16 protein-coding genes are annotated in these 25,200 nt (G+C 72.4%); 10 read left to right on the forward strand and 6 right to left on the reverse strand.

The features are described 5' to 3' along the window. Nucleotides 1-34: 34 nt before the first annotated feature. The gene (locus tag ACNFOC_RS05615) at nucleotides 35-2,425 is read left to right on the forward strand and encodes an ATP-binding protein (protein ID WP_416957200.1); all 2,391 of its coding nucleotides are present in this window, start codon (nucleotides 35-37) and stop codon (nucleotides 2,423-2,425) included. Here the strand turns inward: ACNFOC_RS05615 and ACNFOC_RS05620 are convergent. Continuing rightward, nucleotides 2,386-3,339, reverse strand: coding sequence for a helix-turn-helix domain-containing protein (locus ACNFOC_RS05620; RefSeq protein ID WP_416957202.1), 954 nt, complete (start codon nucleotides 3,337-3,339; stop codon nucleotides 2,386-2,388). The genes ACNFOC_RS05615 and ACNFOC_RS05620 overlap by 40 nt on opposite strands. Before the next feature lie 240 nt (nucleotides 3,340-3,579). On the opposite strand from ACNFOC_RS05620, the gene ACNFOC_RS05625 reads away from it, so the two are divergent. Further along, on the forward strand, nucleotides 3,580-4,299 hold the full coding sequence (locus ACNFOC_RS05625; protein WP_416957204.1) for a hypothetical protein: 720 nt from the start codon (nucleotides 3,580-3,582) through the stop codon (nucleotides 4,297-4,299). 153 nt (nucleotides 4,300-4,452) lie between these two features. Here the strand turns inward: ACNFOC_RS05625 and ACNFOC_RS05630 are convergent, their stop codons facing one another. From ACNFOC_RS05630 to ACNFOC_RS05640, 3 genes are read right to left on the reverse strand one after another with little or no spacing between them, the layout of a single operon-like run. Next, nucleotides 4,453-5,169, reverse strand: a complete 717-nt coding sequence (locus ACNFOC_RS05630; RefSeq protein WP_416957206.1) for a hypothetical protein — start codon at nucleotides 5,167-5,169, stop codon at nucleotides 4,453-4,455. Between the two features lie 10 nt (nucleotides 5,170-5,179). Next, nucleotides 5,180-5,536, reverse strand: coding sequence for a CATRA system-associated protein (locus ACNFOC_RS05635; RefSeq protein WP_416957208.1), 357 nt, complete (start codon nucleotides 5,534-5,536; stop codon nucleotides 5,180-5,182). Nucleotides 5,537-5,568: 32 nt separating this feature from the next. Next, on the reverse strand, nucleotides 5,569-9,246 hold the full coding sequence (locus tag ACNFOC_RS05640) for a CHAT domain-containing protein (protein WP_416957210.1): 3,678 nt from the start codon (nucleotides 9,244-9,246) through the stop codon (nucleotides 5,569-5,571). Between the two features lie 456 nt (nucleotides 9,247-9,702). Between ACNFOC_RS05640 and ACNFOC_RS05645 the strand changes: the two genes are divergently transcribed. The 3 genes from ACNFOC_RS05645 to ACNFOC_RS05655 are packed head-to-tail and all read left to right on the forward strand — an operon-like array spanning nucleotide 9,703 to nucleotide 14,883. Next, the gene (locus ACNFOC_RS05645; RefSeq protein WP_416957212.1) at nucleotides 9,703-10,548 is read left to right on the forward strand and encodes a hypothetical protein; all 846 of its coding nucleotides are present in this window, start codon (nucleotides 9,703-9,705) and stop codon (nucleotides 10,546-10,548) included. Beyond that, nucleotides 10,545-12,722 (forward strand): bifunctional serine/threonine-protein kinase/ABC transporter substrate-binding protein, encoded by a 2,178-nt coding sequence (locus tag ACNFOC_RS05650; RefSeq protein WP_416957214.1) that lies wholly within the window; start codon nucleotides 10,545-10,547, stop codon nucleotides 12,720-12,722. The genes ACNFOC_RS05645 and ACNFOC_RS05650 overlap by 4 nt, the downstream gene beginning before the upstream one ends. A 52-nt stretch (nucleotides 12,723-12,774) precedes the next feature. Beyond that, the gene (locus ACNFOC_RS05655) at nucleotides 12,775-14,883 is read left to right on the forward strand and encodes a bifunctional serine/threonine-protein kinase/ABC transporter substrate-binding protein (protein WP_416957217.1); all 2,109 of its coding nucleotides are present in this window, start codon (nucleotides 12,775-12,777) and stop codon (nucleotides 14,881-14,883) included. Between the two features lie 44 nt (nucleotides 14,884-14,927). Here the strand turns inward: ACNFOC_RS05655 and ACNFOC_RS05660 are convergent, their stop codons facing one another. Beyond that, the gene (locus ACNFOC_RS05660) at nucleotides 14,928-17,318 is read right to left on the reverse strand and encodes an ATP-binding cassette domain-containing protein (RefSeq protein WP_416957219.1); all 2,391 of its coding nucleotides are present in this window, start codon (nucleotides 17,316-17,318) and stop codon (nucleotides 14,928-14,930) included. Nucleotides 17,319-17,451: 133 nt separating this feature from the next. After that, nucleotides 17,452-18,072: a TetR/AcrR family transcriptional regulator gene (locus ACNFOC_RS05665; protein WP_416957222.1), complete on the reverse strand. Its 621-nt coding sequence runs from the start codon at nucleotides 18,070-18,072 to the stop codon at nucleotides 17,452-17,454. Nucleotides 18,073-18,210: 138 nt separating this feature from the next. Here ACNFOC_RS05665 and ACNFOC_RS05670 point away from each other — a divergent pair, with 138 nt between their 5' ends. The 5 genes from ACNFOC_RS05670 to ACNFOC_RS05690 all read left to right on the forward strand — a co-directional run bounded on the left by ACNFOC_RS05670 (nucleotide 18,211) and on the right by ACNFOC_RS05690 (nucleotide 25,197). Further along, the gene (locus ACNFOC_RS05670; RefSeq protein WP_416957223.1) at nucleotides 18,211-20,409 is read left to right on the forward strand and encodes a 2Fe-2S iron-sulfur cluster-binding protein; all 2,199 of its coding nucleotides are present in this window, start codon (nucleotides 18,211-18,213) and stop codon (nucleotides 20,407-20,409) included. Nucleotides 20,410-20,611: 202 nt separating this feature from the next. After that, nucleotides 20,612-21,418, forward strand: a complete 807-nt coding sequence (locus ACNFOC_RS05675; protein ID WP_416957225.1) for an N-acyl homoserine lactonase family protein — start codon at nucleotides 20,612-20,614, stop codon at nucleotides 21,416-21,418. 152 nt (nucleotides 21,419-21,570) lie between these two features. Next, the gene (locus ACNFOC_RS05680) at nucleotides 21,571-23,226 is read left to right on the forward strand and encodes an ABC transporter substrate-binding protein (RefSeq protein ID WP_416957227.1); all 1,656 of its coding nucleotides are present in this window, start codon (nucleotides 21,571-21,573) and stop codon (nucleotides 23,224-23,226) included. Then, nucleotides 23,219-24,130: an ABC transporter permease gene (locus ACNFOC_RS05685; protein ID WP_416957229.1), complete on the forward strand. Its 912-nt coding sequence runs from the start codon at nucleotides 23,219-23,221 to the stop codon at nucleotides 24,128-24,130. Before ACNFOC_RS05680 ends, ACNFOC_RS05685 begins: the two co-directional genes overlap by 8 nt. After that, nucleotides 24,127-25,197, forward strand: a complete 1,071-nt coding sequence (locus tag ACNFOC_RS05690) for an ABC transporter permease (protein WP_416957230.1) — start codon at nucleotides 24,127-24,129, stop codon at nucleotides 25,195-25,197. The genes ACNFOC_RS05685 and ACNFOC_RS05690 overlap by 4 nt, the downstream gene beginning before the upstream one ends. The last annotated feature ends 3 nt before the right edge of the window (nucleotides 25,198-25,200 follow it).

Below are 25,200 nucleotides of genomic sequence, written 5' to 3' on the forward strand. Positions count from 1 at the left end.
GCGGATCCGTGAACGTCCCCTCGGAGGAACGGTGGTGAACGAAATACCCCGGCCGCCCGGCCGACGCGCAGACGCACTGGCGCAGCGCCTGGCGGTCGAACTGGCCCGGGCTGTCGTCCGGGCGGAGAAAGGGCTCGCCGGAACGCTGGACCGTCGTGAACTCGCCCGTCGCCTCAACGTCTCCACCAGCAGCCTGTACGCCTATCTCAACGGCACCACCCTGCCCGCCACCGGAGTCTTCGACACGCTGCTCGCCGCGCTGGGCGTCTCCGGACCCGAGGCCGGCCGGCTCGCCACCCTGCGGGACGAGGTCGACGCCGCCCGGCGGCTGCGCCCGACCGCCGCCCGCACCGCCGCCCGCCGGTCCCCCGGCGCCCTCGCCGTGCCCCGCCAACTCCCGCTGAGCCACCCCGTGTTCGTCGCCCGGGACGCCGAACTCGGCCGGCTGGACGCGGTGCGGAGCCCGTCCGGCGACCCCGCCCCGGGGCGAGCCGGGGTCGCCGTCGTCGAGGGCACCGCGGGCGTCGGCAAGACCGCGCTCACCCTGCACTGGGCGCACCGGACGCAGCACCACTTCCCGGACGGCCAGCTCTACGTCAATCTGCGGGGCTTCGGCGACGAGCCGGTCATGGACCCCGGCGAGGCCCTGCACGGTTTCCTCCAGGCGCTCGGCGTCACCCCCGCCGCCGTACCGACCGACACGGCCGTGGCCTCCGGACTGCTGCGCACGCTGCTGGCCGGCCGCCGGGTGCTGCTGGTCCTGGACAACGCCCGTTCCACCGACCAGGTCCGGCCGCTGCTGCCCACCGACTCCGGTTCCGTCGCCGTCGTCACCAGCCGCAACCGCCTCGACGGCCTGGTGATACGCGAAGGCGCCCTGCGCATAGCGCTGGACGTGCTGCCCCGCTATGCCGCCCGCACCCTCCTGGAGCGGCAGATGGGCGCCGAGCGGATCGCGCTGGAACCGCGCGAGACCGACGAACTGGTCGATCTGTGCGCACGGTTGCCGCTCGCGCTGAGCGTCGTCGCCGCCCGCACGGCCGCCGCCCCGGCCGGTTCCATCGGCGTCCTGGTCCGTGAACTGCGGCGCGCCCGGGCGCCGTTGGACCTGTTCGGGGTGCAGGACGCGGATGTCGACCTGCGGTCCGTGTTCCACGGTTCGTACGCGCTGCTGCCGGCGCCGGCCGCCCGGCTCTTCCGGCTCCTCGGCTGCCACCCCGGACCCGAGATCGACGCCACGGCCTGCGCGGGCCTCATCGGTGACACGGAGCCGCCCGTCGCTCTCCTCGACACCCTCACCGCCGCCCACCTCGTCCGCCAGCACACTCCCGGCCGCTACACCCTGCACGACCTGCTCCGGCTGTACGCCGTGGAACTCCTCGACGGCGGCTCGCCGCAGGAGCGCCGGGACGGCACCGAACGGCTGCTGCGGCACTACCTGGACACCGCGCGCCTGGCCGACCACCACCTCGAGCCCTGGCGTCCGACAGCGGGCGAGGCGCCGGATCCCACCAGCGCGCAGCCGCCGATCGACGGCCACTCCGCGGCGACCGACTGGTTCGAGTCGGAACTGCCCGCGCTACAGGCCGTCATCGGCCAGGCCGCCGCGACCCCGGGCCTGGAGCCGTACGCCTGGCGGCTGGCCGACGCCTGCGCCGTGCATCTGCGCCGCTCCGGCCGCCGTGCGCAGCGGGCCGCCGTGCACGCGCTGGCCCGCGACGCAGCGGGCCGGGCCGGGGACCGCGCCGCCCGTGCCACCGCCACCCGCCGGCTCGCCGACGCCCTCTCCCGCCTGGGCCGCACCCAGGACGCGCTCGACCTGCTGTACGAGACGCTGCGCACCTGCCGCGACCTGGGCGACGCGGAGGGCGTGCGGGAGGTACGGCTCTCGCTCGTCCGGGTGTACAGCTCCTGCGGCGATCCCCGCAGGGCGATGCCGCACGCCCGGCTCGCCCTCGCCATGGCGGAGCGCACCGGTGACCCCGTCGCGCTCGCCGACGGTCTCACCTCCGTGGCGCAGCAGTGGGAACGGCTGGGAGAACACACCGTCGCCCTCGATCACGCACGGCGCGCCCTGGACCTCTACACCCGGCTCGGCCACCTCGACGGGCAGGCGGGCATCCTCATCGGCATGGGCCGCGCCGAACAGGGGCTCGGCCGGCCCGCGGCCGCGATCGGCCACTACGAGGTCTCCCTGGACCTCGACCGGGCGCTGGGCGACCGTTTCCGCGAGGCCCATGCCCTGGAGCATCTCGGGGACGCCCACGCGGCACTCGGCCGGGACGAGGACGCGCACGCCCTGTGGGAGGAGGCCATGGCACTCTTCGAGGATCTGCACCATCCCGACGCCGAACAGGTCCGCGGCAAGCTGCGCACGGCGGCTGACTATCCCCCGGTGCCGGCCTCCAGCCAGCTCAGCCCATAGCCGTAGCCCACCTTCATCGCCCCGAACTCGACGTCCACGCGCCCGTGTTCGTCGGGGCGCAGCGTCGGCGTGCCGGGGTCCTGCTGGTAGATGACGGCGGTGGGCACGCCGGCCAGCCGCCACACCGTGCGGGGTGGCCTCGCCGGGTCGAAGTCGACCCGCAGCCGGAAGTGCCCGCTGCGGGTCAGCGGCACATGGACGAAGTGGGGTGCCATCGGCTGGTCCGGCGGGATGCGCAGCCGCAGTTCGTACGCGTGCCGCGTCCCGGCCCCGAGCGGTTCGGGCAGCACCAGGAACCGTTCGAAGTAGCTCTCGTACTGCGGTCCGCCGTCCTCCAGCCGTCCTCCCCGGACGACGGAGATTTCCAGCTCGTGGCGGGGCGTGGTGTCACCGGCGCGGCGGGGCACGCTGACGCCGACGGGGATCCGGGCCAGGCCGTCGCAGGTCGCGACCACGATCCGGCGCTCCAGGGCCTCGGGGGTGGGGGTGTCCAGCCGGAGCCGGGTGGACACGGACTCGGTGTACCAGCCGTGCGGCTCGGTGCGCGCGCAGTCCGGCGGGCACCGCTCGGCATGTGCCCCGGTCGCGCGGTCGGCCGAGCCGTCCCAGGGCGGCGGCACGACGCCGGCCGGGCCGTCCGGGGAGTCGGGGTCCAGGGCGCGGCGCACCTGCGCCCAGTACTCGCCCCACCGCCGCACATCTCCGCCGCAGGCGCCGACGATCGCGAGGGTGACCGGTCGGGTGGGATGGTTCTCGCCCCGCATGGCGTCGCTGACGGTCGTCCTGCCGTAGCCGGTGCGGCGGGCCAGCTGGTCCAGGGTGAGTCCGGCCGATCCGCGCAGGTCCCGGAGCCAGTACGCGAAGAGCCGGGCCGGTGACCCGTCCAGGACGATCTCCTTCTGCGGACGCCCCATCGTGCGCAACCCCCCTGCCGGGCAACGGCGTTGCCGCCGGTGTCGCGGCCGAGTCTCGCACACGGCCGGGCACGTCGTCCCGGTGTCGTGGGCCCGTCCGCCGGCCGTCCGGGTTTTCCGGAGATCGTCCGGTTCGCCGGAGAACTGTTGAGTGCGAACTCCCGTCCTTGTTACACAGGTTGCGTCCGGCTCCGGTGCGCCCGCATCGGCCGGTCCCCGCTCTTGCGCCAGGAGACGACCATGGCTCTGTTCCCCAGGACGCCCCGCGCCACCCGGCTGCCGGGCGACGTGGTGTCGCGGATGGAGCGGTTCGGCCGCTTCGAGTTCGACCCCGTCGGCACCGACATCGACGCCTCGGACGTGTGGGGCGAACTCCAGGCGCCGTACCTGCCGTTCGCGCAGTCCGACCCGCAGGGCTTCGCCCGCGCGCTGGCCGACGCCGTGCTGCCGGCCGGTGGCTTCGCCCTGTTCGGCGCCGCGCGCACGGTGTGGAACCTGGTCGGCTCCGACTTCGCCAGCCCGGCCTACGACACACTGCGGATGGGCTCGCTGGAGTTCTTCCGGGCGAACGGGGTGCCGAGCAACCGGCTGTCCGCCGCCGACTGGCAGTTCTGGCGGGAGAACCGCTCCGAGCCCTGGCTGGTGGGCCGGCCCCGGCCGACGCCCGAGGAGGCACGGATCCCGCCCCTGGCGCCGGGAGAGCTGCGCCGGCTCGCGCAGATCACCGAGGCTGCGGACTCCAACGTCGTCTACGTCTCCGCCGCGCGCGAGGGCCGTTTCGTGACCGTCGTGGACGCTCCGACCAGCGACACCGACCCCACCCGGGCGCGCTTCGAATCGACGTCGGCGGACACCCTGCACGACCTCTACACCCAGATCGGCGAGGTGTTCCAGACGCCCGTCCACTGGGTCGCCGACGAACTGCGTCCGTTCATCCCCCTGCCTCCGTCCCGCCTCTGAGCCGGCCGGCCCCCGAGGAGAGAAAGACATGGCCTGAAGTACGCGGGATCTGAGCGGCCGCACCCAGCGGCCCCGGATCCCACGGTCCGACGAGCACCCGGCACAGGGGACCGGGTGCTCGTCGTCGTCAACGCGCCCGTCCGGTGCGGGTGTTCAGCCGACGGCCGCGAACGCCTCCGCCGACACGTCCCGTTCGAGGACCGACCGGTGGAAGGAGTAGACGCCGATGTCGGAGACCTTCACCAGCAGGCAGTACCGGTCGACCGACGCCACCGACCGGACCACCTGCGCGTACTCCCGCCGCAGGAAGTGGACGGCAGCCTGGTTCGCCACCGAGCTCTGCCCGCACACCAGCACCACCGGGCGGCTCGACTCGGGCGGTGTGAACTTGGCGACCACCGCGTACTCCTGGTGGCCGCGGTCGAAGTAGTAGCGCTCCCCGCCGACCGCGATCGCCACCGAGTCGGGGCGGTCGCTGAACGGAGTGATCGTCACCCCGGGCAGATGGGCCGTCAGATGTCCGCCGGTGCGCGGATTGGACCCGCCGATCGGCCCGCCGACACAGAACTCGGTACGGTCGCCGTTGGTGCCTCGCAGATCGCCGGACTCCACACCCACCCGGCAGCCCAACTCGCTGAGCAGCACGGCCAGTTCGACGACCGCCCGCAGGTCCCGCTGCTGGGTCGTGCCGGGCTGCCCGTGCTTGGTGCCGACGACGATCACACAGTGCTCACCCGGCCGGGTGCCGAAGAACGCGGCCCTGCGGTACAGCGCCCGCCTCCGCCGTCCCCGCTCCCACAGTGCGCCGAGGCCGAGGCCGACGAGGCTGGTCAGCAGGCCGATCGCGACATTGGCGAGTACCGACAGCATCGGCCAGCCGTCAGGTCCGCCGGGCGGGCGCGGGGCGCGGTCCGCCGGGCGGGGAGTCCGGGCGGAGCACGTGCACGAGCGCGACGACCCGCTCCCGCTCCGGCTCGGGCAGCGGAACCCTCCCGTCCCCGCCGCCCCCGATCCGGGTGACCCTGCTGCCCGACCACTCGTCGAGCTCGCCGGTCAGCGTCTTCACCGTCGTCGCGTCCCCGTCCGCGACGGCCGTCGACAGTTCCTCCAGCAGCCCGGCGATCTCCACCCATCCCTCGGGCAGCAGCCGCCACTCCTCCAGCATCAGCTCCAGCGCCAGACGCGCCGCGTCCGCCGTCTCCCGGTCGATCACGGCCGCCCCCTCCGATGTGCTCACGCCTGTTCCTTCCCTTTGTCCGTCGTGACTGGTCAGCGCCCGGTGTGGACGTACGGCGCCCATACGCGCGGTGAGCCGGGATGCCGCTCCCGCAGTGTTCGTACGATCCCGTGCACGACCCGCGCGGTGCCGGTGACGTCGAGGCCGTCGCCGTAGGTCCGCAGGTCGCGGTACAGGCGTTCCGTCAGCCGTACCGACACCAGGTCGGTCGCCTCCCACAGTGCGCCCACCACCTGCGGGTACCCGGCCGTCTGGAACGCGGACGTCAGGTGCACGGCCTCGTCGGGGAGGCGGTCGGTGCGGGTGGTGTGGCAGGCCAGCAGCACGGCGAGCTGGGCGTGCGGCAGATGTCCGCGCGCCACGTCCCGCACCGTGAGCCGTCCGTCGGCGAGTTCCAGACGGCTCCTGGACGGGTCCTCGGCGTCGCTCAGGCCGTGGCACGCGAAGTGCACGGTGGCCGCGGAGGACAGCTCGGTGAGCACCCGTTCGACCGTCGCGTCGGCGCCCTCCACGATCCGCAGTCCGCGCAGGGTCTGGCCCATCGCCTGCACCTCCGCCACGGAGGCGCCGTCCCTGCCGTCGGCACCGGTGGGCTGCCGTACTGCCAGGAAGGGGCCGCGGGCGGCGCGCGTCACCGGGGCCTGCCGCGCGTGCCGCAGGGCCCGGATGCTCGGCGTGTACGAGGAGGCGGCCCGGTCCAACACCGAGCGCCCGTCGCCGAGTTCGGCCGCCCGGTGATGGCCGGCCGCGTGCAGCGGCAGATGGGCCAGCGGCCCGGACGCCGACCACCACAGTCTCGGCACCGCACCGCGCGGGGCGCCCTCGGGGACCGTCCGGGTCAGGCCCGCCGCGTTCAGCACCGGTTCCGCGATGGTGTCCCAGAGCCATTCGAGGGTGTCGAACACGGTCTCGGCGGCTTCCGTGCGCTGGGCGCGCGAATCGCCGACACCCACGGAGACGGCCGCGAGGAACTGCCGCGCGGTGTGCGCGAGGCGCCCCTCGGTGACGTCGAGGGGCACCAGCTCGATGCCCTTGGTGGTGACGACGAGGGCGTCGGAGCGCAGCCGGTCGATGTTGACCAGGACGATCGGCCCCTCCTTCGCCTCGCGGCGCATCTGCTCGGCGCTCGGCGGCAGCAGGAAGTGCTCGAACCCGTCGAGCCCCCGGATCCGGGCCAGCAGCCGCTGCCACTCCTCGGTCACCGCGTGCTGCTCCCGGATCCGCGCGGCCTCGCCGGGCCCGCCCGGCGCACTCCCGCTCTCCGTCTCCCGCAGCCGACGGGCGAGGGCGGTGAACTCCCGGGCCACCCGTGGATGGGCCGCGGCGAGGTCGGAGTCGTCGCTGCGGGCCTGGAGGTCCTGCCCCATCAGCACCGCCCGCCCCTGTTCCAGCAGGGCCGCCGCCTGTTCGGTGCGGCCCGCGGCGAGTGCCACCGCGCACGCGGTGCGGGCCAGGCTCGTCCCGGCGAGCCGGTCAGGGAAGTCGGTGGTGCGGCCGGTGCCCCCCGGGCCCTGATAGCGGCGGCCGAGCAGCGCGGCGCGCAGGACGTCCTGGCGGTCGTCGCGGTGCAGCGCCTGGGACACCACCAGCGGCAGTGCTTCCAGCGCGGCCTCTGCGGCGTCCGTCGCCCGGGCCCAGTTCCGGCTGTTGACCGCCGACCCGAACGCGGCCCGCGCGTTCTCGAACCGGGCCCGGGGCGGCAGCACCCGTTCGGTGGCCGGGTCCCAGGAGCTGAGCTCGGGATCGCCGTAGCGGTACCCGGTGACGTCGTCGTAGGCGGTGCGGACCAGTTCGGTGACGGTCGCCAGGGCCGGGCGGAGCTGCTCGCGCATCGCGGCCACCTCGGCTGAGTACTCAGGTCGGCCCGGCAGTTCTTCGAGGCTCCGCGCGGCCAGTTCGACGAGCCGTACCGCCTCCTGGACGCCGGACACGTCCCGGCGCATCCAGGAGACGCCGGCCAAGGAGTGCGCGTAGGGGATGACACAGCCCAGCCACCTCGCCGACATCTCGGGCAGCCTGCCGAGCGCCCAGACCAGCGCGTCGGAGGCGCGGGCGACGGTCGCCTCGTCCTGACGCGCCATTCCGTAGTCGCTGCGGTACATCTCCACGGAGCACAGCAGGTCGATGTACCGCGCGCTCGTGGGCGGCAGCAGGGCCAACTGCTCGTCGCCGCACCGCACCGCCCGCTCCAGGTCCTCGTGGCGCTCGCTGAAGGTGAACCGCGTGGCCAGGAACTGCACGAGGGTGATGGCGAAGAAGCCGCGCCGCCCGTCGGGCAGCGGCCCGGCCAGCGCGGCCTCCAACTGGTCCATGGCCAGGGCCAGTCGACGCGGATCGTTGGCACCGGTGCCCAGCAGGGAGGCCAGCACGGCCGCGGCGTCCGGCGGCAACCCGTCGAGGTCCGCCGCGGTGGGCGGCTCCGCGGGCCCGGCGTCAGCGGGCGGTCCGGGCGGCCAGACGAGGTCGGCGGCTCGCGGCCGATCCGGTCCGGCGTCCGCCGAGGCGGGCCGGGGGCCGCCGGTGAAAGGGGCGAAGTCCTCCGGGCCGGGGCCGGGTGAGCGCACCCCGGGGCGGCCCAGCGGGACGGACACCTGGACGGGCGGGAGCTGCACCCCGTTCAGCAGCCGTCCCAGCATCGGGCTCATGAAGGTGAGCAGTCGGGCGCCGCTGACCGGCATCCACTTGAGCATCTTCGCCAACTCGGCGCACGCGGTGCGCTTGTCGGCGATGTGCGGCAGCAGGGGGTGGTCCGGGGGCAGGTCCCGCTGGAGCGCGGCCCACAGTTCGTCCGCGCGCCGGAGGTCGGCGTCCGACTTGGTGAGGATGGCCCGCGCGCCCAGCAGCGCCGGCATGTTCCCGGCGTAGATCCCGCTGTCGTCGGGGGGCCCGCAGGCCCGGAACGCCTCCAGCTGGGCGATGGCCTCGTCGATCACCTCCTCCTCCGGATGGAACGGCACGGACATGGTGAGGGCGAGGGAGAGCATGAGGTGGGCCGAGGCGGCCTCGCCGTCGACCGAGGCGGTGCCGTGGCGCCGGGCGTGTTCGACCGCCCGCAGCGCCGACCGGCCGCCCCGCAGCGCCAGTTGGACGGGCCGGGTGTCGCTCGGCTTGTCGCGGAGCCGCGCCAGGGACGCGTGCACGACGGTGGCGCTGACGAGGCCGGCCTCCAGATGGTCGGCGGTGAGGCCGGCGAACGCCGCGTCGGCCCACCGGCTCGCGTCCTTCAGGACGGTCATGTCGCCGGACTCCATGCGGAAGAACGCGGACTGCGCGAGCCGGGCCAGCAGACAGGGCCGGACCAGGTCGTCGGCCGGGAGCCCCTCGGCCAGCCGGACGGCGTGCGGATGCGACGGCCGGGGCGGCTCGAAGTGGCGGGGCGGGGGCTCCTCCGGGTAGGACGCCGCGACCGCCACCGGATCGTCCGCCGGCCGGCCCTGGGTCTGGGCGGCGAGATAGTGGTGGCTCTCGTCCGACAACCGGTGGTCCTCGAACCGCAGCGCCAGCGTGCGCTCGGCCAGCCACAGGTGCAGCGCCCAGCGCGGCCGCAGCGGATGCTGCCTCTCCCCCACGTCGAGCGCGTACTCCAGGACGGCCGCCGCGGCCACCGCGCAGTCCCGGCCGCCCTCGTTCCAGGAGGCGCGCAGGAGGCCGGCCGCCGCCGGCAGCCAGCTGTCCGGATCCTCACCGGCGCCGGCCACATGCCGCTTCACATCCGGTGTCCACGCAGCCTCACAACGCACCAGCAGACGATCCACGGCTGTTCGTATCTCTGACACACCGCCAGTCTTCCCGGCCGGGGCGCGCTTTGGTCATCATCCGGAAATCTCCGACAAACAACCCGCCGTGCGCTCAGGACAGTTCACGGTCCGTCAGGGCGACTCGGTACCCACCCGCTCACTCACCGTGTCCCGGGCGTCGGTCCCGGCGTGATGGAAGACGCCGCCCTTGTCATAGAACACGTCCACGCCAGGGAGTCCCGGCGGCACGTACCGAGGAGGTTCTCCACGGCACGGCAGTGGCCACACTTCGCCGGCGTGCAACCAGAGCACCGTGCACCGTCGTCAGAACCCCTAACTGCTCACGTTCATAAGGGTAGTTGGCAACCAAGAGCACTGGCGTGCGCCACACTCATGACAAGAGCGTGGGCACAGGGGCGGGAGCGACACATGGCCGAGTGGAGACCAGTCTTAGCCGCGGCGGCGGGGGTGCTGCTCCTGGCGGGATGCAGCAGCGGACCGGACGATGAGCCGAAGGCACAGGAGACGCCGGAGAAGAGCGCCGGAGCGTCGCCTTCGGCCTCGGCGTCGCCCGAGAACGAGCCGTACACGCTCGCCCAGGATCAGGCGCCGAGGACGCGGGCCGAGGCGGTCGAGTTTGTTCGTGAACTCACCGTGCGCCCCGACTACTTCGGCACCGGGTACCGCAAGCGTGATCCCTTCGAGAGCGATCCGGCCGAGTGGGCCGTACTCGGCGAGGACTGCCTGTGGCGGCGCGAGGCGCTGCCCGGCACCGTACTGGCCAGTCTCACCCGGGCGTACGAGCTGCCCGCGAAGGGTGGCAAGGGGCCGGTGTACCTGTCGCTGACCGTCACCGTGCACCAGGACGTCATTGCGGCGCGGCGCGACATGGCCGGCTCCCTGGAGGAGGCGCTGCGCTGTCCCGGGCAGCAACTGAACGCCACGGACCGGGTGCTCGGCCTGTACTCGCGGGCCGACGCCTTCGCCGACGGGCGGTCCGTGATCTCCGACGACGACCTGACGGAGGCCGGCACCTGGGCCGCCGCCGGCGGCAAGGCGCATCCCTTCGACTGGTACAAGTTCCGGATGGGGCCGGTCACCGTGGCGGCGACCGCGCGGCACGGCGCGGGCCGGACCAAGGCCGAGGACTCCACCGTCACCACCGACATGGGCAAGGGAATGACCTTCGTCGCGGCGAGCATCGACGGCCGGGGCAGGGCGGGCGACGCCGGCGCCACCGCCGAACCGACCGAGAAGAAGGGGGCGGGGCAGTGAGCGAACCGCTGCGGTCCTCCGACCCGTCCCGCATCGCGGGGTTCCGGCTGCTGCGGCGGCTCGGCGCGGGCGGCATGGGCGTCGTCTACCTCGGGCGCACCGACTCCGGGGCGCTCGCCGCGGTCAAGGTGATCCGGGGGGAGGGCGCCGGTGACGACGACTTCCGGGCCCGGTTCGCGCGGGAGGTTGAGCTGGCGCGGCGGGTGGACAGCCCCTGGGTGGTCCCCGTCCTGGACGCGGACGCCGAGACACGCGAGCCATGGCTGGCCACCGCGTTCGTCCCCGGCCCTTCCATCGCCGAGGCGGTCGCCGGTCACGGCCCGCTGCCGTCGCCGGCCGTACGCGTCCTGGGCCGGCTGCTGGCCGACGCGCTGGACGCCGTGCACACGGCCGGGCTCGTCCACCGGGACGTCAAACCGGGCAACGTCCTGCTCGCCCTGGACGGGCCGCGCCTGATCGACTTCGGCATCGCGCGCGCCGCCGACGACACGGCACTGACCGCGTCCGGGCTCGTGATCGGCACCCCCGGTTTCCTCGCCCCGGAGCAGGCCCAGGGGCAGCCCGCCACCGCTGCCAGCGACATGTTCGCGCTGGGCTGCGTGCTGGCGTACGCCGCGACCGGCGCTCCTCCCTTCGGCACCGGGACACCGGATGCCCTGATGTACCGCACGGTCCACGACGAGCCCGAACTCGGCCGTCTGGAAGGCGAGTTGCGGGCCCTCGTGGAGCGCTGCCTGGCAAAGGACCCGGCCGAGCGGCCTACGGCGGACGGCATGAGGGGCTTGTTCGCCGAGGACGCTCCGGACGCCTCCGGCGGCTGGCTCCCCGATCCCGTCGCCCGGATGGTCGCCGCGCGGGCCACCGAGAGCCTCGCCTTCCCGGACGTCGAACCCACGGTCGTGGACGATCCGGCTGTCCCCGCCCGGCACCCGGGGCGGCGCCGCCTGCTGCTGGCCGGCGGCGCGCTGCTGCTCGCGGGCGGCGGAACCGGAGCGGCGGTGTGGGCGTCAGGGGACGACGAGAAACCGTCCGCGAGCGCCGGGCGTCCCGTGTACGTCCTCGGCGTGCACACGACCACCGGCACGGCCGAGGCCGCCGTCAGCCGGGCCTCCGAACGCGCCGCCCGCCTCGCCGTCGCCCAGCACAACGCCACGCCGAAGCGCTCCTACGACCTGAAGGTGAAGGTCCTCGCCGACAAGGGCGACGCGGACACCGCGCAGGCGGTGGCCCGTACGTTCACCGCCGACCGGAACGTCGTCGCCGTGCTGGGACCGGTCGCCGAGCTCCCCATGCAGAGGGCCGCGGCCGTCTACGGCGCGGCGGGGCTGACCCATGTCTCCAGCAGCACGGGCCAGCAGGACTACTTCCTGACGTCGCCGAAGACCTCGTTCCAGACCGGCCCCGCCCACGCCGCGCTCGGCGGCTGGATCGGACTGCACGCCTACGTGACCCAACAGGTGGTGCGGGCCGGCGTAGTGATCGACCGGGCCGGGGGTCCGGCCATGCAGGACGAGGGCACCCAGGTGGTCGGCAACTGGCGCAACATCCTCAAGAGCGAGGTCGTACCCCGCGTCGTCGCGGAGGACACGGACGACGGCCCGAAGGCGGTGCGCCAACTGCTCGCCGCCGATGTCAGGGCCTTCGTGTACCTGGGCACCCTCGACGCCACCGTCCGCACGGCCCAGGACCTGGCCACGGCCCGCTTCGCCGGCCCGCGCTGGATGCAGCACCAGCTCTACGGCTCGGACTTCCCGCGTCTCACGGGCGCGGCGGGCGACGGCTGGTACGTGGTGACGGACGCCGTGGATCCCTCCGTACTGACGACGAAGCGGGCCAAGGACTTCACCGCGGCCTGGCGAAAGCGCTACGGCAGCACTCCCGAGCCGTACGCGACCGAGGCGTACGACAGTGTGGGGATGCTGCTCGCCGAGTTCGCCCGCACGGTCCCGGCCGGGGCACGCCGACGGCCGGTGCGGGCCGATCTCGCCGTACGGCTGGCGAAGGTCAAGTACCAGGGCATCGCGCGGACTTACGCCTTCGGCGACTTCCACCAGTACGACAACAGCTCGACGGGCTGGGCGGACGAGACCTTCGTCCACGAGGTGCGAGGCGGGCGGTTCCGGCAGCTGGGATCGCTCGGCGATCTGAATCGCGCGGCGCAGAGCCAGAGCTGACGGAGGTCCCAAGGCGGCGGGCGGGAACGACGGGGAAACGGAGGCGGCAGACGTGGAACGGCTCCTGCCCACCGATCCGTCCCTGATCGGCGGGCACCGGCTCGCCGGGCGGCTCGGCGCGGGCGGCATGGGCGTCGTCTACCTGGCGCGCTCGCCGTACGGCGCCTGGTGCGCGCTGAAGGTGATCCGCGAGGAGTACGCCGACGACCCCGGTTTCCGCGCCCGCTTCCGCCGCGAGACCGAGCTCGCGTCGCGCCTGACGAGCCGGTGGACCGTGCCGGTCGTCGCGGCCGACGCCGACGCCCGCTCCCCGTGGCTGGCCACCGCCTATGTGCCCGGCCCGTCCCTCGCCGAGGCGGTGGCGCTGCGCGGGCCCTGGCCCGAGGCGCAGCTCCGCGGGCTCGGTGGCGTGCTGGCCGAGGCGCTGGACGGGGTGCACGCGGCCGGGCTGGTCCACCGGGACGTGAAGCCCGCGAACGTGCTGCTCGCCGCGGACGGGCCGCGGCTGATCGACTTCGGGATCGCGCGGGCCGTCGGCGCGACCGCGCTCACCACGGACGGCTCCGTCGTCGGCTCCCCCGGCTACCTCTCCCCCGAGCAGGCCCGCGGACACACCGTGGGTCCGCCCAGCGACGTCTTCTCGCTCGGCTGCGTCCTCGCCCACACGGCCACCGGCCGCCCGCCGTTCGGCACCGGCGGCGCGGCGGCCGTGCTGTACCGGACCGTCAGGGAGGAACCGGACCTGGACGGCATCCCGGAGAGCCTCGGCCGGACCGTACGCCGATGCCTGGAGAAGGAACCGGAGCGGCGCCCCAGCACCCGTGAACTCCGCGAAGTCTTCGGCGAGTTCGCCGTGGACGAGTGGCTGCCCGAAGGGCTGCCGGCCCTGGTCGCCGCCCGGGCCGCACGCGTCCTGGACCTGCCCGTTCCCGACCCCACCATGCTCGCCGGGCCCACTCCTGTGGACGCGCCGCCCTCGGCCACCCGGCGGCGGCTGCTCGTCGCGGGGGCCGCGCTCGGTGTCACCGCGGCGGCCGGGGCGGGCGCGTGGTGGCAGTGGGGCCGGGGCGCCGCGTCGGCGAACAGCGGTTCCGTACGGCGCTCGCGCCATGTGGTCGTCCTGCTCGGCAGCCCGGAGGACCCCTTCTTCACCGACCAGGAGCGCGGCGCCCGCCTCGCCGTCGAGCAGCACAACCAGGACACCGGGCGCACCGTGGACCTCGTCCTGCGCACCGCGGACGACGCCGGCACCGCGAAGGGCTCCGCCGCGGCGGCCACCCGGCTGGCCGCCGCCCCGGACGTGTCCGTGGTGATCGCGGCGGGCACGAACGCGACCGTGCCCGCTGCCTTCGCCCCGTGTACGAAGGCCCGGCTGACCGTGCTCGTCACCCGTGCCGACACCGGGGCCATGGACGTCGTCAACACCACCAGCGCCCTCGTGCTGCGCAGCACCCAGATCGTCGGCCCGTTCGCGGCGGTGATCTATCTGAACCGGGTCGTCAAACCCGCCCGCACGGTGGTCGTGCACGACCTGGCCACCGAGGTGGAGAGTCTGACCACGGTCCGCAACATCACCGTCGACGGCGTGCTCGACGGCGGGACGACGGTGGAGGAGGTAGCCGCGGACGAGGACTTCACCGGGGCCGCCCGCCGTATCTCCGCCCGCCCCCGCGACGCCGTCTTCTTCAGCGGGGTGCGCCCCGACCGCGCCGCCGCCTGCGCCCACGCCTTGCGGGACGCGGGCCACCAGGGCGCCAGGGTCGCGGGCGAGCACGTCCTCGGCGCCCCCTTCCTCGCCGCCGGCGAGGACTGGAGGATCGCCACGGGCTACACGGACGCGAACGCCGACACCCGCACCAAGGCGTTCGCCGCCGCGTTCCGCGCCCGCCACGGACACGCGCCGGGCCCCTGGGCGGCCGAGGCGTACGACGCCGTCCGGTTCGCCGCCCACGGCCTGGCCTCCGTCGGCGACGACGGCCGTACCGCACTGCGCTCGGAACTCCTGCGTCGCCCCTGGCAAGGCATCACGCGCCTCATGAGCTTCGACGCCTCCACGCAGTTCTTCCAGGCCCGCGGCGACGGTGGAGGGTTCCTGTTCCGGGTGACCGGCGGAGCCGTCCGCTTCGTGGCGCGCTCCGCCGACCTCGGCAAGAAGACGTGAGCCGTCGTGCAACTCCCTTTCAGTGCAAGGGAGTTGCACGACGGTCACGCGCCGACGTACGCCGCCAGATGCTCCCCCGTGAGCGTCGAGCGCGCGTCGACCAGGTCGGCCGGCGTGCCCTCGAAGACGATCTTTCCGCCGTCGTGGCCGGCGCCGGGGCCCAGGTCGATGATCCAGTCCGCGTGGGCCATGACCGCCTGGTGGTGTTCCACGACGATGACCGACTTCCCGGAGTCGACCAACCGGTCGAGCAGGCCGAGCAGTTGCTCCACGTCGGCGAGGTGGAGGCCGGCGGTGGGCTCGTCGAGGACGTAGACCCCGCCCTTCTCGGACATGTGGGTCGCCAGCTTGAGGCGCTGGCGTTCGCCGCCGGAGAGGGTGGTGAGCGGCTGGCCGAGGCTGAGGTAGCCGAGGCCGACGTCGGCGAGCCGGGTCAGGATCCGGTGCGCGGCCGGTGTCGCCGCCTCGCCCGCGCCGAAGAACTCCTCGGCCTCGGTCACCGACATCGCGAGCACCTCGCTGATGTCACGGCCGCCGAAGAGGTACTCGAGCACCGACGCGTCGAACCGCTTCCCGTCGCAGTCCTCACAGGTGGTGGCCACGCCGGCCATCATCGCCAGGTCGGTGTAGATGACGCCGGCGCCGTTGCAAGTGGGGCAGGCGCCCTCGGAGTTGGCGCTGAACAGGGCCGGCTTCACTCCGTTGGCCTTGGCGAAGGCCTTCCGGATCGGTTCGAGGAGTCCGGTGTACGTCGCCGGGTTGCTGCGGCGCGATCCGCGGATGGCGCCCTGATCGACGGAGACCACGTTCTCGCCGGCCGGGATCGACCCGTGCACGAGAGAACTCTTGCCGGAGCCCGCGACACCGGTGATGACGGCGAGGACGCCGAGCGGGATGTCGACGTCGACGTCCTGGAGGTTGTTGGTCGCGGCGCCCCGGATCTCCAGGGTGCCGGTGGGCTTACGCGTCGACTCCTTGAGCTTGGCCCGGTCGTCGAAGTGCCGGCCGGTGATGGTGCCGCCGGTGCGCAGTCCCTCGACGGTGCCCTCGAAGCAGACGGTACCGCCCGCCGTACCGGCGCCCGGGCCGAGGTCGACGATGTGGTCGGCGATCGCGATGGTCTCCGGCTTGTGCTCCACGACGAGCACGGTGTTGCCCTTGTCGCGCAGGCGCAGCAGCAGGTCGTTCATGCGCTGGATGTCGTGCGGGTGCAGTCCGATGGTGGGCTCGTCGAAGACGTACGTGACGTCGGTGAGCGAGGAGCCGAGGTGGCGGATCATCTTGACGCGCTGCGCCTCACCGCCCGACAGCGTGCCGGCCGGCCGGTTCAGCGAGAGGTAGCCGAGTCCGATCTCGACGAACGAGTCGAGGGCCTGTCGCAGCGCGGTGAGCAGCGGCGCGACCGACGGTTCGTCGAGGCCGCGGACCCATTGGGCGAGGTCGCTGATCTGCATCGCGCAGGCGTCGGCGATGCTGATGCCCTTGATCTTCGACGAGCGGGCGCCCTCGTTGAGGCGGGTGCCGTCGCACTCGGGGCAGGTGGTGAAGGTGACCGCGCGGTCCACGAACTCCCGGATGTGCGGCTGCATGCCCTCGCGGTCCTTGGCGAGCATCGACTTCTGGATGCGCGGGATCAGACCTTCGTAGGTCATGTTGATGCCCGCGATCTTCATCCGGGTCGGCTCGCGGTGCAGGAAGTCCTGGAGTTCCTTCTTGGTGAACCTGCGGATCGGCTTGTCCGGGTCGAAGAAGCCCGACTCGCTGTAGAGCCGGGAGTTCCAGCCGCCGCCCGTGTAGCCCGGGACGGTGATCGCGCCCTCCGCGAGGGACTTGGAGTCGTCGTAGAGCTGCGTGAGGTCGAGGTCGGTGACCGAGCCCCGGCCCTCGCAGCGCGGGCACATGCCGCCGGTGATGCTGAAGCTGCGGCGCTCCTTCACCTTCTGTCCGCCGCGTTCCATGGTGACCGCGCCCGCGCCGCTGATGGAGGCGACGTTGAAGGAGAACGCCTTGGGCGAGCCGAGGTACGGCTTGCCGAGCCGGCTGAAGAGGATGCGCAGCATGGCGTTGGCGTCGGTGGCGGTGCCGACCGTGGAGCGGGGGTCGGCGCCGAGCCGCTGCTGGTCGACGATGATCGCGGTGGTCAGCCCGTCGAGGACGTCGACCTCGGGCCGCGCCAGCGTCGGCATGAAGCCCTGCACGAAGGCGCTGTACGTCTCGTTGATCAGCCGCTGCGACTCGGCGGCGATCGTGTCGAACACGAGCGAGCTCTTGCCCGAGCCGGAGACACCGGTGAACACCGTCAGCCGGCGTTTCGGAATCTCGATGCTGACGTCCTTGAGATTGTTCTCGCGCGCCCCGTGCACGCGGATCAGGTCATGGGTGTCGGCAGCGTGCGGCGCGGACGACCGCGGGTCCGTCCTCGTGGCCTTGCTCATCGTGTCTTCCCTCCGTATCCACCGGGCCGGCCCGTCGTCGGGTCCGCCGGCTGCCCCCACGCTAGAGGTGCGGTGCGGGTCCGCGCTTCTCGAATCCTGACCGAAGGGACAACCGAAGGGACACCTGTCCCACCTACTGATCGCCGCGCAGATACCGGGTGACCATGTCGACCAGCTCCTGCTCGAACGTCTCGACCGGGATGGCCCGCGGGTCGGCCATGAGCTTGTGGATGTTGATCTCCACGGTGAACACGATCAGCTCGGCCGCGGTGGCGAGGTGTCGCACGTGCACGTCCGGGTGCCGGGCGAGGAGGTCGCGCACCTGACCGACGCGAGCCTTTCCGTGCCGCTCGACCGTGTCGCGCAGTTCCCGCGAGAGCGGCGCCTCTTCCATCATGATCCGCAGCAGTTGCGGATCATCGCGATGGTTGTCGATCGCGTCGCGGACCAGCGCCCGCACCGTCGCCTCCAGAGTGCCGGGAGACAGGTCGAGCTGTTCGGCCTGCGTCCAGGTACCGCGGTCGATGTGCCGCACCAGCAACGCGGCGAGGACGGCGTCCTTGTTCGGGAAGTACTGGTACAGCGAGCCGATGGAGACGCGGGCGCGTTCGGCGATGCGGTTGGTGGTGCCGGCGGCGTAGCCGTGCTCGGCGAAAACGTGAGCAGCGGCGGTGAGGATGCGCTCGCGGGTGAGTTCGGCGCGCACCTGGCGGGGCTTGCGACGTGGCTGAAGACGGTCGTCGGCCGATGGCATCCGGGGGCCTCCTCAAGGCGCGAAAAGCGAGTAGCCAAAGAGCTGAGCTATTGCTCACAATATAGCTATGAGCTGCGAGAACAAGGCCATGGCCGATCGCGTCCCGGGCTGCTCGGGCTCCTTCTGAGAGGAATCCCCGTGCGACAAGCGAACCGGTTGGGCGCCCCGCGTCGGCTGACGACGGAGGCCGAGGTCGAGACGACGGTCGGCCGCCCGGCGTCGGCGATCATGCTCAAGCAGATCAGTGCCCTCGACGAGGGCTGCCGGACCGTCCTCGCGCGGTGTCCGATCGCGGCCGTCGGATACCGGCACGCCGACGGCACCAGCAGGACGACCTTCATCGGCGGCACACCGGGGTTCGCACGCGTCCACTCGTCCACGCGCATCTCGTTCACCCTGCCCGGGCCCGACGCCCCGCACGGTCCGGTCTCGTTCTTCTTCCTCCTGCCCGGCGTCGGGGAGGTCCTGCGCGTCAACGGCTCGGTGGCCGCGCGGAAGGGCGCGGAGACGACCGTCGACATCCAGGAGGCGTACGTGCACTGCGCACAGGCCGTCCTCCGGTCCCGCCTGTGGCAGCCGCCCGTCCCGTCCGAGCCGGCCGCCGGGATCACGGACGACGGGCCCCTGACCCGACCCGGTGTCCTGGAGTTCCTGGCCGCTGCCCCCTTCCTCGCCCTGTCCACGTGGGACGACTCCGGTGGCAGCGACACGAGTCCCCGTGGGGACCGGCAGGCAGTGGCCCGCGCTCTCGACGGCCGCACGCTCGTCGTCCCGGACCGGAAGGGCAACAAACGCGCGGACACACTGCACAACCTGCTGCGGGACGACCGGCTCTCGTTCGCCGCGCTGGTGCCGGGGCGCACCGGTGTGCTGCACGTCCGCGGCCGTGGTGCGATCACCGACGATCCCGCGCTGCTGGAGACCATGGCGCTGCGCGGGATACCGCCGCACCTGGCGTTGCTCATCGACGTCGAGCACGCCGAGGTGGCCGGCAACGACGCCGTGGCGCGCTCGCGGCTGTGGACCCCCGCCGCTCACCTCGGACGGGGCACGGTGCCCGACCTGATAGCGCTGGGAGGAGAGCACCTCGCCGCCGGTTCGGCCGACGCCGAAGGCGGTCCGCCCGCGTTCCTGCTGAAGGCCGTCGGAGCGGTCCCGGGGATGACCCGGCTGATGCGACTGGTGATCAACCGCCTCTACCGTTCCGGGCTGCGGAACGAGGGCTACGAGGACGTCGAGCCCGGCACGGGCGGCCGGCACCGCGGCTTCCCGCGCCGACGCCCCGCCGACGCCGGGCAAGCGGTCACCGGTGGACGGGCGGAGGATCCGCTACGGGAGGTGCGCGTCGCCGAGGTGCGCCGCGAGACTCCGAGCGCGGTCACCCTCGTGCTGGAGGACGTGGGCGAGAACCCGGGCCCGTTCGACTTCCGGCCCGGCCAGTTCTTCACCCTGGTCGCCGACATCGAAGGACGCCCGGCACGACGGGCCTACTCGGCATCGTCGGCGCCCGGTTCGTCCCAGTTGGAAGTCACCGTCAAGCGCGTCGACGGCGGCCGGTTCTCCACCCACGTGCACCAGAGCCTCCGGGTCGGCGACCGCCTCGCCGTGCGCGGTCCGTCGGGATCCTTCCACGCCGAGCAGCGGCCCCCGGACGAGATCGTGCTCGTCGCGGCGGGCAGCGGCGTGACACCGATGATGAGCATGATCCGTACCCGGCTCGCCGTGCCGGGCCGCGACCGGATCGCGCTTCTCTACAGCAGCCGCAGCAGCGAAGAGACCATCTTCGCCGAGGAGTTGAACCGGTTGGCGAAGGACCACCCCGGCCGGCTGGCGGTCACCCACGTCCTGACCCACCGGGACGGGCGCCTCGACGCGGACGGCATACGTCGCTGGATCACCGGCCTGTCCCCGGCGGCGGGCGCCCACTACTACACCTGCGGTCCCGTACCGCTGATGGAGGCCGTCCAGGACGTCCTGACCGGGCGGGGAGTCCCGGAGGAGCTGGTCCACCAGGAGCGCTACACCAGCGGAGCGGACACCGGGACCGTGGCGACGGCGCCGCAGGAGATGGTCGTGGAGGAGGACGGGCGCCCCGTCGGAACGGTGGTCGTCGAGCCCGGCCAGACACTGCTCGACGCGGGACTCGCGGCGGGGCTGCCGATGCCGTACTCCTGCACGGTCGGAAACTGCGGCGACTGCATGGTGCTGCTCCGCGGCGGAGAGGTCACGCAGAACGAGCCGAACTGCCTCACTCCACGGCAGAAGGCCGACGGCCATGTGCTGGCGTGCGTGAGCTGTCCCCTGTCCAGGGTCACGCTCGACATCACCGACCCGTGACCGCGCACGTCGCCCGGGGGAAGAGAGAACTTGTTCACCTCTCCGCAACCGCCCTTTGGATCCACATACTTAGAGTGTGGATCCCCACCATCGATGCCCACCTTCGCCCCCAAACCGACCCCTGGACCCGTCACCTGAACCTGAACTCCCGCGCCCCTGAACGGATCACACCCATGCGCCTGCCGTCTCACCCGCAGCCCTCATGACACCACGCCACGGTGTCCGCAGGATCGTGCCCCTGCTGCTGGGCTGGGAGGAACTCCCCAAGTCCGTCTCCGTGCACGGCGCCCCGTACGAGGAACGACTGCGTGAACCCGTACCGGCCGTGCTCCTGGAGTGCGACGGCGGCTGGCTGCTGCTCGACACCGGCTTCAACACGGCACTGATCCGGGACCCGGCCCTGCGCCGCCGCTTCTACGGCTCCCCCAACTACCGGCCGATCCTGCCGGGCCCCGGCGAGCCTCTGGAGGAGGCCCTCGACGCGGCCGGCATCCCGATGGACGCGATCCACGCGGTGGCCGTCAGCCATCTGCACGCCGACCACGCGGGCGGACTCAAGCACTTCGCGGGACGGGTGCCGGTGCACGTACAGCGCGAGGAACTCTCCTACGGCCTGTCGGGGCAGCCGGAGGTGGAGCGCCACTCGATCTTCCGCGTCGACTTCGACGACCCGCGCATCGACTGGCGACAGGCCGACGGCGACACGGAGATCGCCCCCGGCGTGACCGCCGTGCTGACCGCCGGGCACACCCCCGGACACCAGAGTTTCGTCGTCGACCTCGCGGACGGCGGCGGTTTCGTGTTCGCCTTCGACGCCGCCGACCTCACCGAGAACATCGAGCACGAGCGTCCGATCGGCGCCTCGATCGGTGTCGATCCGGAGCGCACGGTGGAGCCCATCCGCCGGCTCAAGAGCATCGCCGCCGAGCGCGGCTACGAGCTCGTTCCGGGCCATGACCCCGTGGTCTGGCCGGAGTTGATGAGCCGCCGAGGACTGTCCGGCGCGTAGCCGGTCGTGACCGGATCGCATCCACAGCCCGGTTCACACGCCTTTAACACGCGGGACACGAGAGAGACCCTGTGGCCCGTGAACATGTTTTTGGATCCAATCTCGACACTTTGAGATCCATTATTCGAGGATCGGTGCCCAAGGAGGCCCACATGCCGGACCAGTCAGCTGGATCGTCCTCACCCGGCTCCGCCCCGTCGACGGCGTCGCGCCGCACCATGCTCCGGGGCGCGGGGCTCCTCGGGGTCGGAGTCGGCTTCGGGCTCCCCGCCCTGCTCAGTGCCTGCGGTGCCGCGGCCGACGACGCCAAGGGAAGCAGCAAGGGCGGCACGCTGACCCTGGCCATCGACGCGACCAGCGCGGTCAACGACCCGTCGTTCTACACCTCGTTGGGCGACTGGATGGCCGTCGACTGCATCTGTCGGGGCCTGACCTTCATCTCGTTCGAGACCAACGAGCCCACGCCGGACCTGGCGAAGAGCTGGACGATCTCCGACGACCAGCTCACCTACACCTTCGCCCTGCGCGAGGGCGTCAAGTTCCACGACGGCACCACGCTGACCTCGGCGGACGTGCTGGCCAGCCTGGGCCGGCAGTTCGACGAGAAGGACAAGACGCTGCCCAAGGGCGCCACCCGTCCGCTGTCCGACCTCGGCGCGAACGTCGCCTCGCTGACCGCCCCGGACGACCTCACCGTCAAGATGGTCCTCAAGAAGCCGGACCGCACCACCCTCGGCCAGCTCTCCGACATCGGCGGCCGCATCATCTCCAAGGCCGCGCTGAAGAAGTACGGCGCCGACATCGGCAAACACCTCGTCGGTACCGGCCCGTTCGCCTTCTCCGCCGCCACCTCCGGCCAGTCGATCACCCTCACGGCCTTCGACGACTTCCGCCTGGGCAGACCGCCGGTCGACCGGCTGGTGCTGCGCCAGGTCCAGGACCCGTCGACGATCGTCAGTTCGCTGCTCAGCGGCGACATCTCGGCCACCCAGTTCACCCCGTACTCCGCCGCCGCGCAGCTGCGCAAGGACGACTCGGTGACGGTCTACAAGACGCCGTACAACGCCAACGCGATCCTGATGATCGACGCCCGGCGCGTCCCCGAGCTCAAGGTCCGCCAGGCCATCAACCTCGCGATCGACCGCAAGGCCATCCTCGACCAGGCCTTCTACGGCGTCGGCGCGCTCCCCAGGGGCTACGCCATCCCGTCCGCGCAGAGCGGCTACGACACCAGCCTCGCCGACCTCAGCACCCAGGACACGGCCAAGGCGAAGCAGCTCGTCGCCGAGGCGGGCGCGGGCGGCCGTCGCATCCGGCTCATGGCGGCGAGCGACTCCTGGCACCCGAAGGCGGCACAGATCGTCGCCCAGAACCTGACCGACGTCGGCTTCAAGGTGGTCACGACGTCCGTCGACCCGGCCACGTACTTCACGCGTCTGCTCGACGGCAAGGACGACTACCACGATCTGATGATCTGGGAGCGCAACACCTACGTCCCGGACGCCAACGACATGGTCGGCGCCATGGCCAGCCCCACCGGGCTCTACGGCGCGACGATCACCGGCATGGACACGCTCAAGGACGCCGCCTCGCTCCAGACGGAACTGGACACGGCCAAGAACCTGCCCCTCGGCGCGCAGCGCACGGCCGCCTACACGAAGATCCAACGCCGTTGGGCCGAGGACTACATGGTCCTGTCGATGCTGGCCTGCTTCGCCAACCTCGTGGTGAGCGGCTCGCACGTGAAGCACATGAACACGGCGGCGCTGGCCAACCACCGCTGTTACATGGAGAAAGCCAGTGTCTGACACCACGACCGCTCCACCACCCGTGGCGACGGTACGGCCCTCTTCGTCCGCCCTCGCCGGGCGGACCGTCCTCGCCGTCTGGCGTCGGCGCCGGCTGGCGCGGTCCTGGCCGGCCATGCTGTCCTGGGCCGTCCTGATCGTGCTGGTCCTGGTGGCCGTCGTGGGGCCGCTGTTCGTCCAGGCGGACCCGCTGCGTCAGACCTCGTCGGCGCTGCTGCCGATGGGGTCCGCGGGCCATCTGTTCGGCACGGACGACCTGGGCCGCGACGAACTGGCCCGACTCGTGCACGGCGCCCGCCCGTTGCTGCTGGTGGCGTTCGCGGCGACCGCGCTGGCGGCCCTCGTCGGCACGGGGATCGGGCTCGTCGCCGGATACGCGGGCGGTGTCGTCGAGCAGGTCCTGATGCGGATCGTGGATCTCGCGCTCGCGTTTCCGTCCATCCTGCTCGTCATCCTGCTGGTGGCGGCAGCGGGGCCGGGCACGGTGAGCCTGGTCTTCGGCATCGGCGTCTCCCTCGCGCCCGGCCTGGCCCGACTCGCCCGCGCCCTGACGGCCCGCGAGGCGGCCCGTGACTACGTCGTCGCCTCCAAGCTGGGCGGCACCCGCACCCCGCGCATCCTCGCCCGCGAACTCCTCCCGAACATCGCGGGACCGATGCTCGCCCAGGTCGTCATGACCCTCTCGATCGCGGCCGGTTTCGCCGCCGGCCTGTCCTACCTCGGCCTCGGCATCCAGCCCCCGCAGCCCGACTGGGGCTACATGGTCCAGGCGGGCCAGGAGTTCCTCTACACGGCACCCCGGCTGGTCGTCCTGCCCGCGACGTTCACGCTCCTCTTCGTCGTCGCCTGCAACTTCGTGGGCGACGACCTGCGCGACGCGCTCGACGTACGGGGGCCGGCGTGACCACCGCACTGCTCACCGCACGCAGGCCCAAGTGGGCGGCGGGAACAGCCCTGTTGGTCCTACGACGGCTCGCGACCATCCCCGTCGTCCTGTTCGCGCTGGCCAGCCTGGTGTTCCTCGCGATGCGCCTGCTCCCCGGCTCACCGGCGACCTCGCTCGCGGCCGGCGGCAACAACCTCTCCGCGTCCCAACTGGCGGTGAACGAGGCACGCGTCAACAAGGCACTCGGCCTCGACCGCCCCCTCCTCGTCCAGTACGGCAGCTTCCTGAACGACCTGGTGCATCTACGGCTCGGCACCTCGTTCTACGGCTCGAACAGCGTCCTGGGTCTGCTCGGCGACGCGCTCCCCGCCACGATCGAGCTGACGCTCGCGGCGATGACGATCGCGGTGCTGCTCGGTGTCGTCACCGGTGTCATCGCCGCGCTGCGCAAGGGCAGTTGGATCGACCAGTCGACGCGGGCCGTGGCCACGGTGAGCTTCTCGCTGCCCTGGTTCGCGCTCGGGGTGCTCGGCATCGTCGTGTTCGGCGTGTGGCTGCGCTGGCTCCCGGTGCTGGGCCGGCTGCCCAGCTCGCTCGACTACAACCCGACCACCAACTTCGTTCTCCTGGACGCGATTCTCCAGAACCGCCCCGAGCTGGTGTGGCCCTGGATCCAGCATCTGATCCTGCCCGCCGTCACGTTGGCGCTGTCGATGGCCGGGTTCATCACCCGCATCGTGCGCGCCTCCGTGCTGGAGGTCCTCGACGACGACTTCGTGCGGACCGCCCGGATGAAGGGCCTGAGCGAGGGCGTGGTGATCCGCCACCACGTGCTGCGCAACTCGTGGCTGCCCATCGTGACCGTCCTCGGGCTCCAGTTCGGCTCCCTGCTGGGCGGTTCGGTGATCACCGAGACGGTCTTCTCGTACGCCGGTGTCGGCCGCCTGCTCGTGCAGGGCGTCCTGCAACGCGACTACCCCGTCGTGCAGGGCGCCGCCCTCGCCATCGCTCTCCTCTTCACCCTGGTCAACCACGCGGTGGACCTGCTGTACACGGTCCTCGATCCGCGGCTACGGAAAGGATGACCC

Origin of the sequence: Streptomyces colwelliae, assembly GCF_048158785.1 — a bacterium.
Taxonomy (GTDB): domain Bacteria; phylum Actinomycetota; class Actinomycetes; order Streptomycetales; family Streptomycetaceae; genus Streptomyces.

Excerpts from the sequence above, each read along its gene's own strand:
- ACNFOC_RS05680 (WP_416957227.1), top strand. The coding sequence starts at position 21,571 with ATGCCGGACCAGTCAGCTGGATCGTCCTCACCCGGCTCCGCCCCGTCG.
- ACNFOC_RS05625 (WP_416957204.1), top strand. The coding sequence starts at position 3,580 with ATGGCTCTGTTCCCCAGGACGCCCCGCGCCACCCGGCTGCCGGGCGAC.
- ACNFOC_RS05660 (WP_416957219.1), bottom strand. The coding sequence starts at position 17,318 with ATGAGCAAGGCCACGAGGACGGACCCGCGGTCGTCCGCGCCGCACGCT.
- ACNFOC_RS05645 (WP_416957212.1), top strand. The coding sequence starts at position 9,703 with ATGGCCGAGTGGAGACCAGTCTTAGCCGCGGCGGCGGGGGTGCTGCTC.
- ACNFOC_RS05675 (WP_416957225.1), top strand. The coding sequence starts at position 20,612 with ATGACACCACGCCACGGTGTCCGCAGGATCGTGCCCCTGCTGCTGGGC.
- ACNFOC_RS05630 (WP_416957206.1), bottom strand. The coding sequence starts at position 5,169 with ATGCTGTCGGTACTCGCCAATGTCGCGATCGGCCTGCTGACCAGCCTC.
- ACNFOC_RS05620 (WP_416957202.1), bottom strand. The coding sequence starts at position 3,339 with ATGGGGCGTCCGCAGAAGGAGATCGTCCTGGACGGGTCACCGGCCCGG.
- ACNFOC_RS05665 (WP_416957222.1), bottom strand. The coding sequence starts at position 18,072 with ATGCCATCGGCCGACGACCGTCTTCAGCCACGTCGCAAGCCCCGCCAG.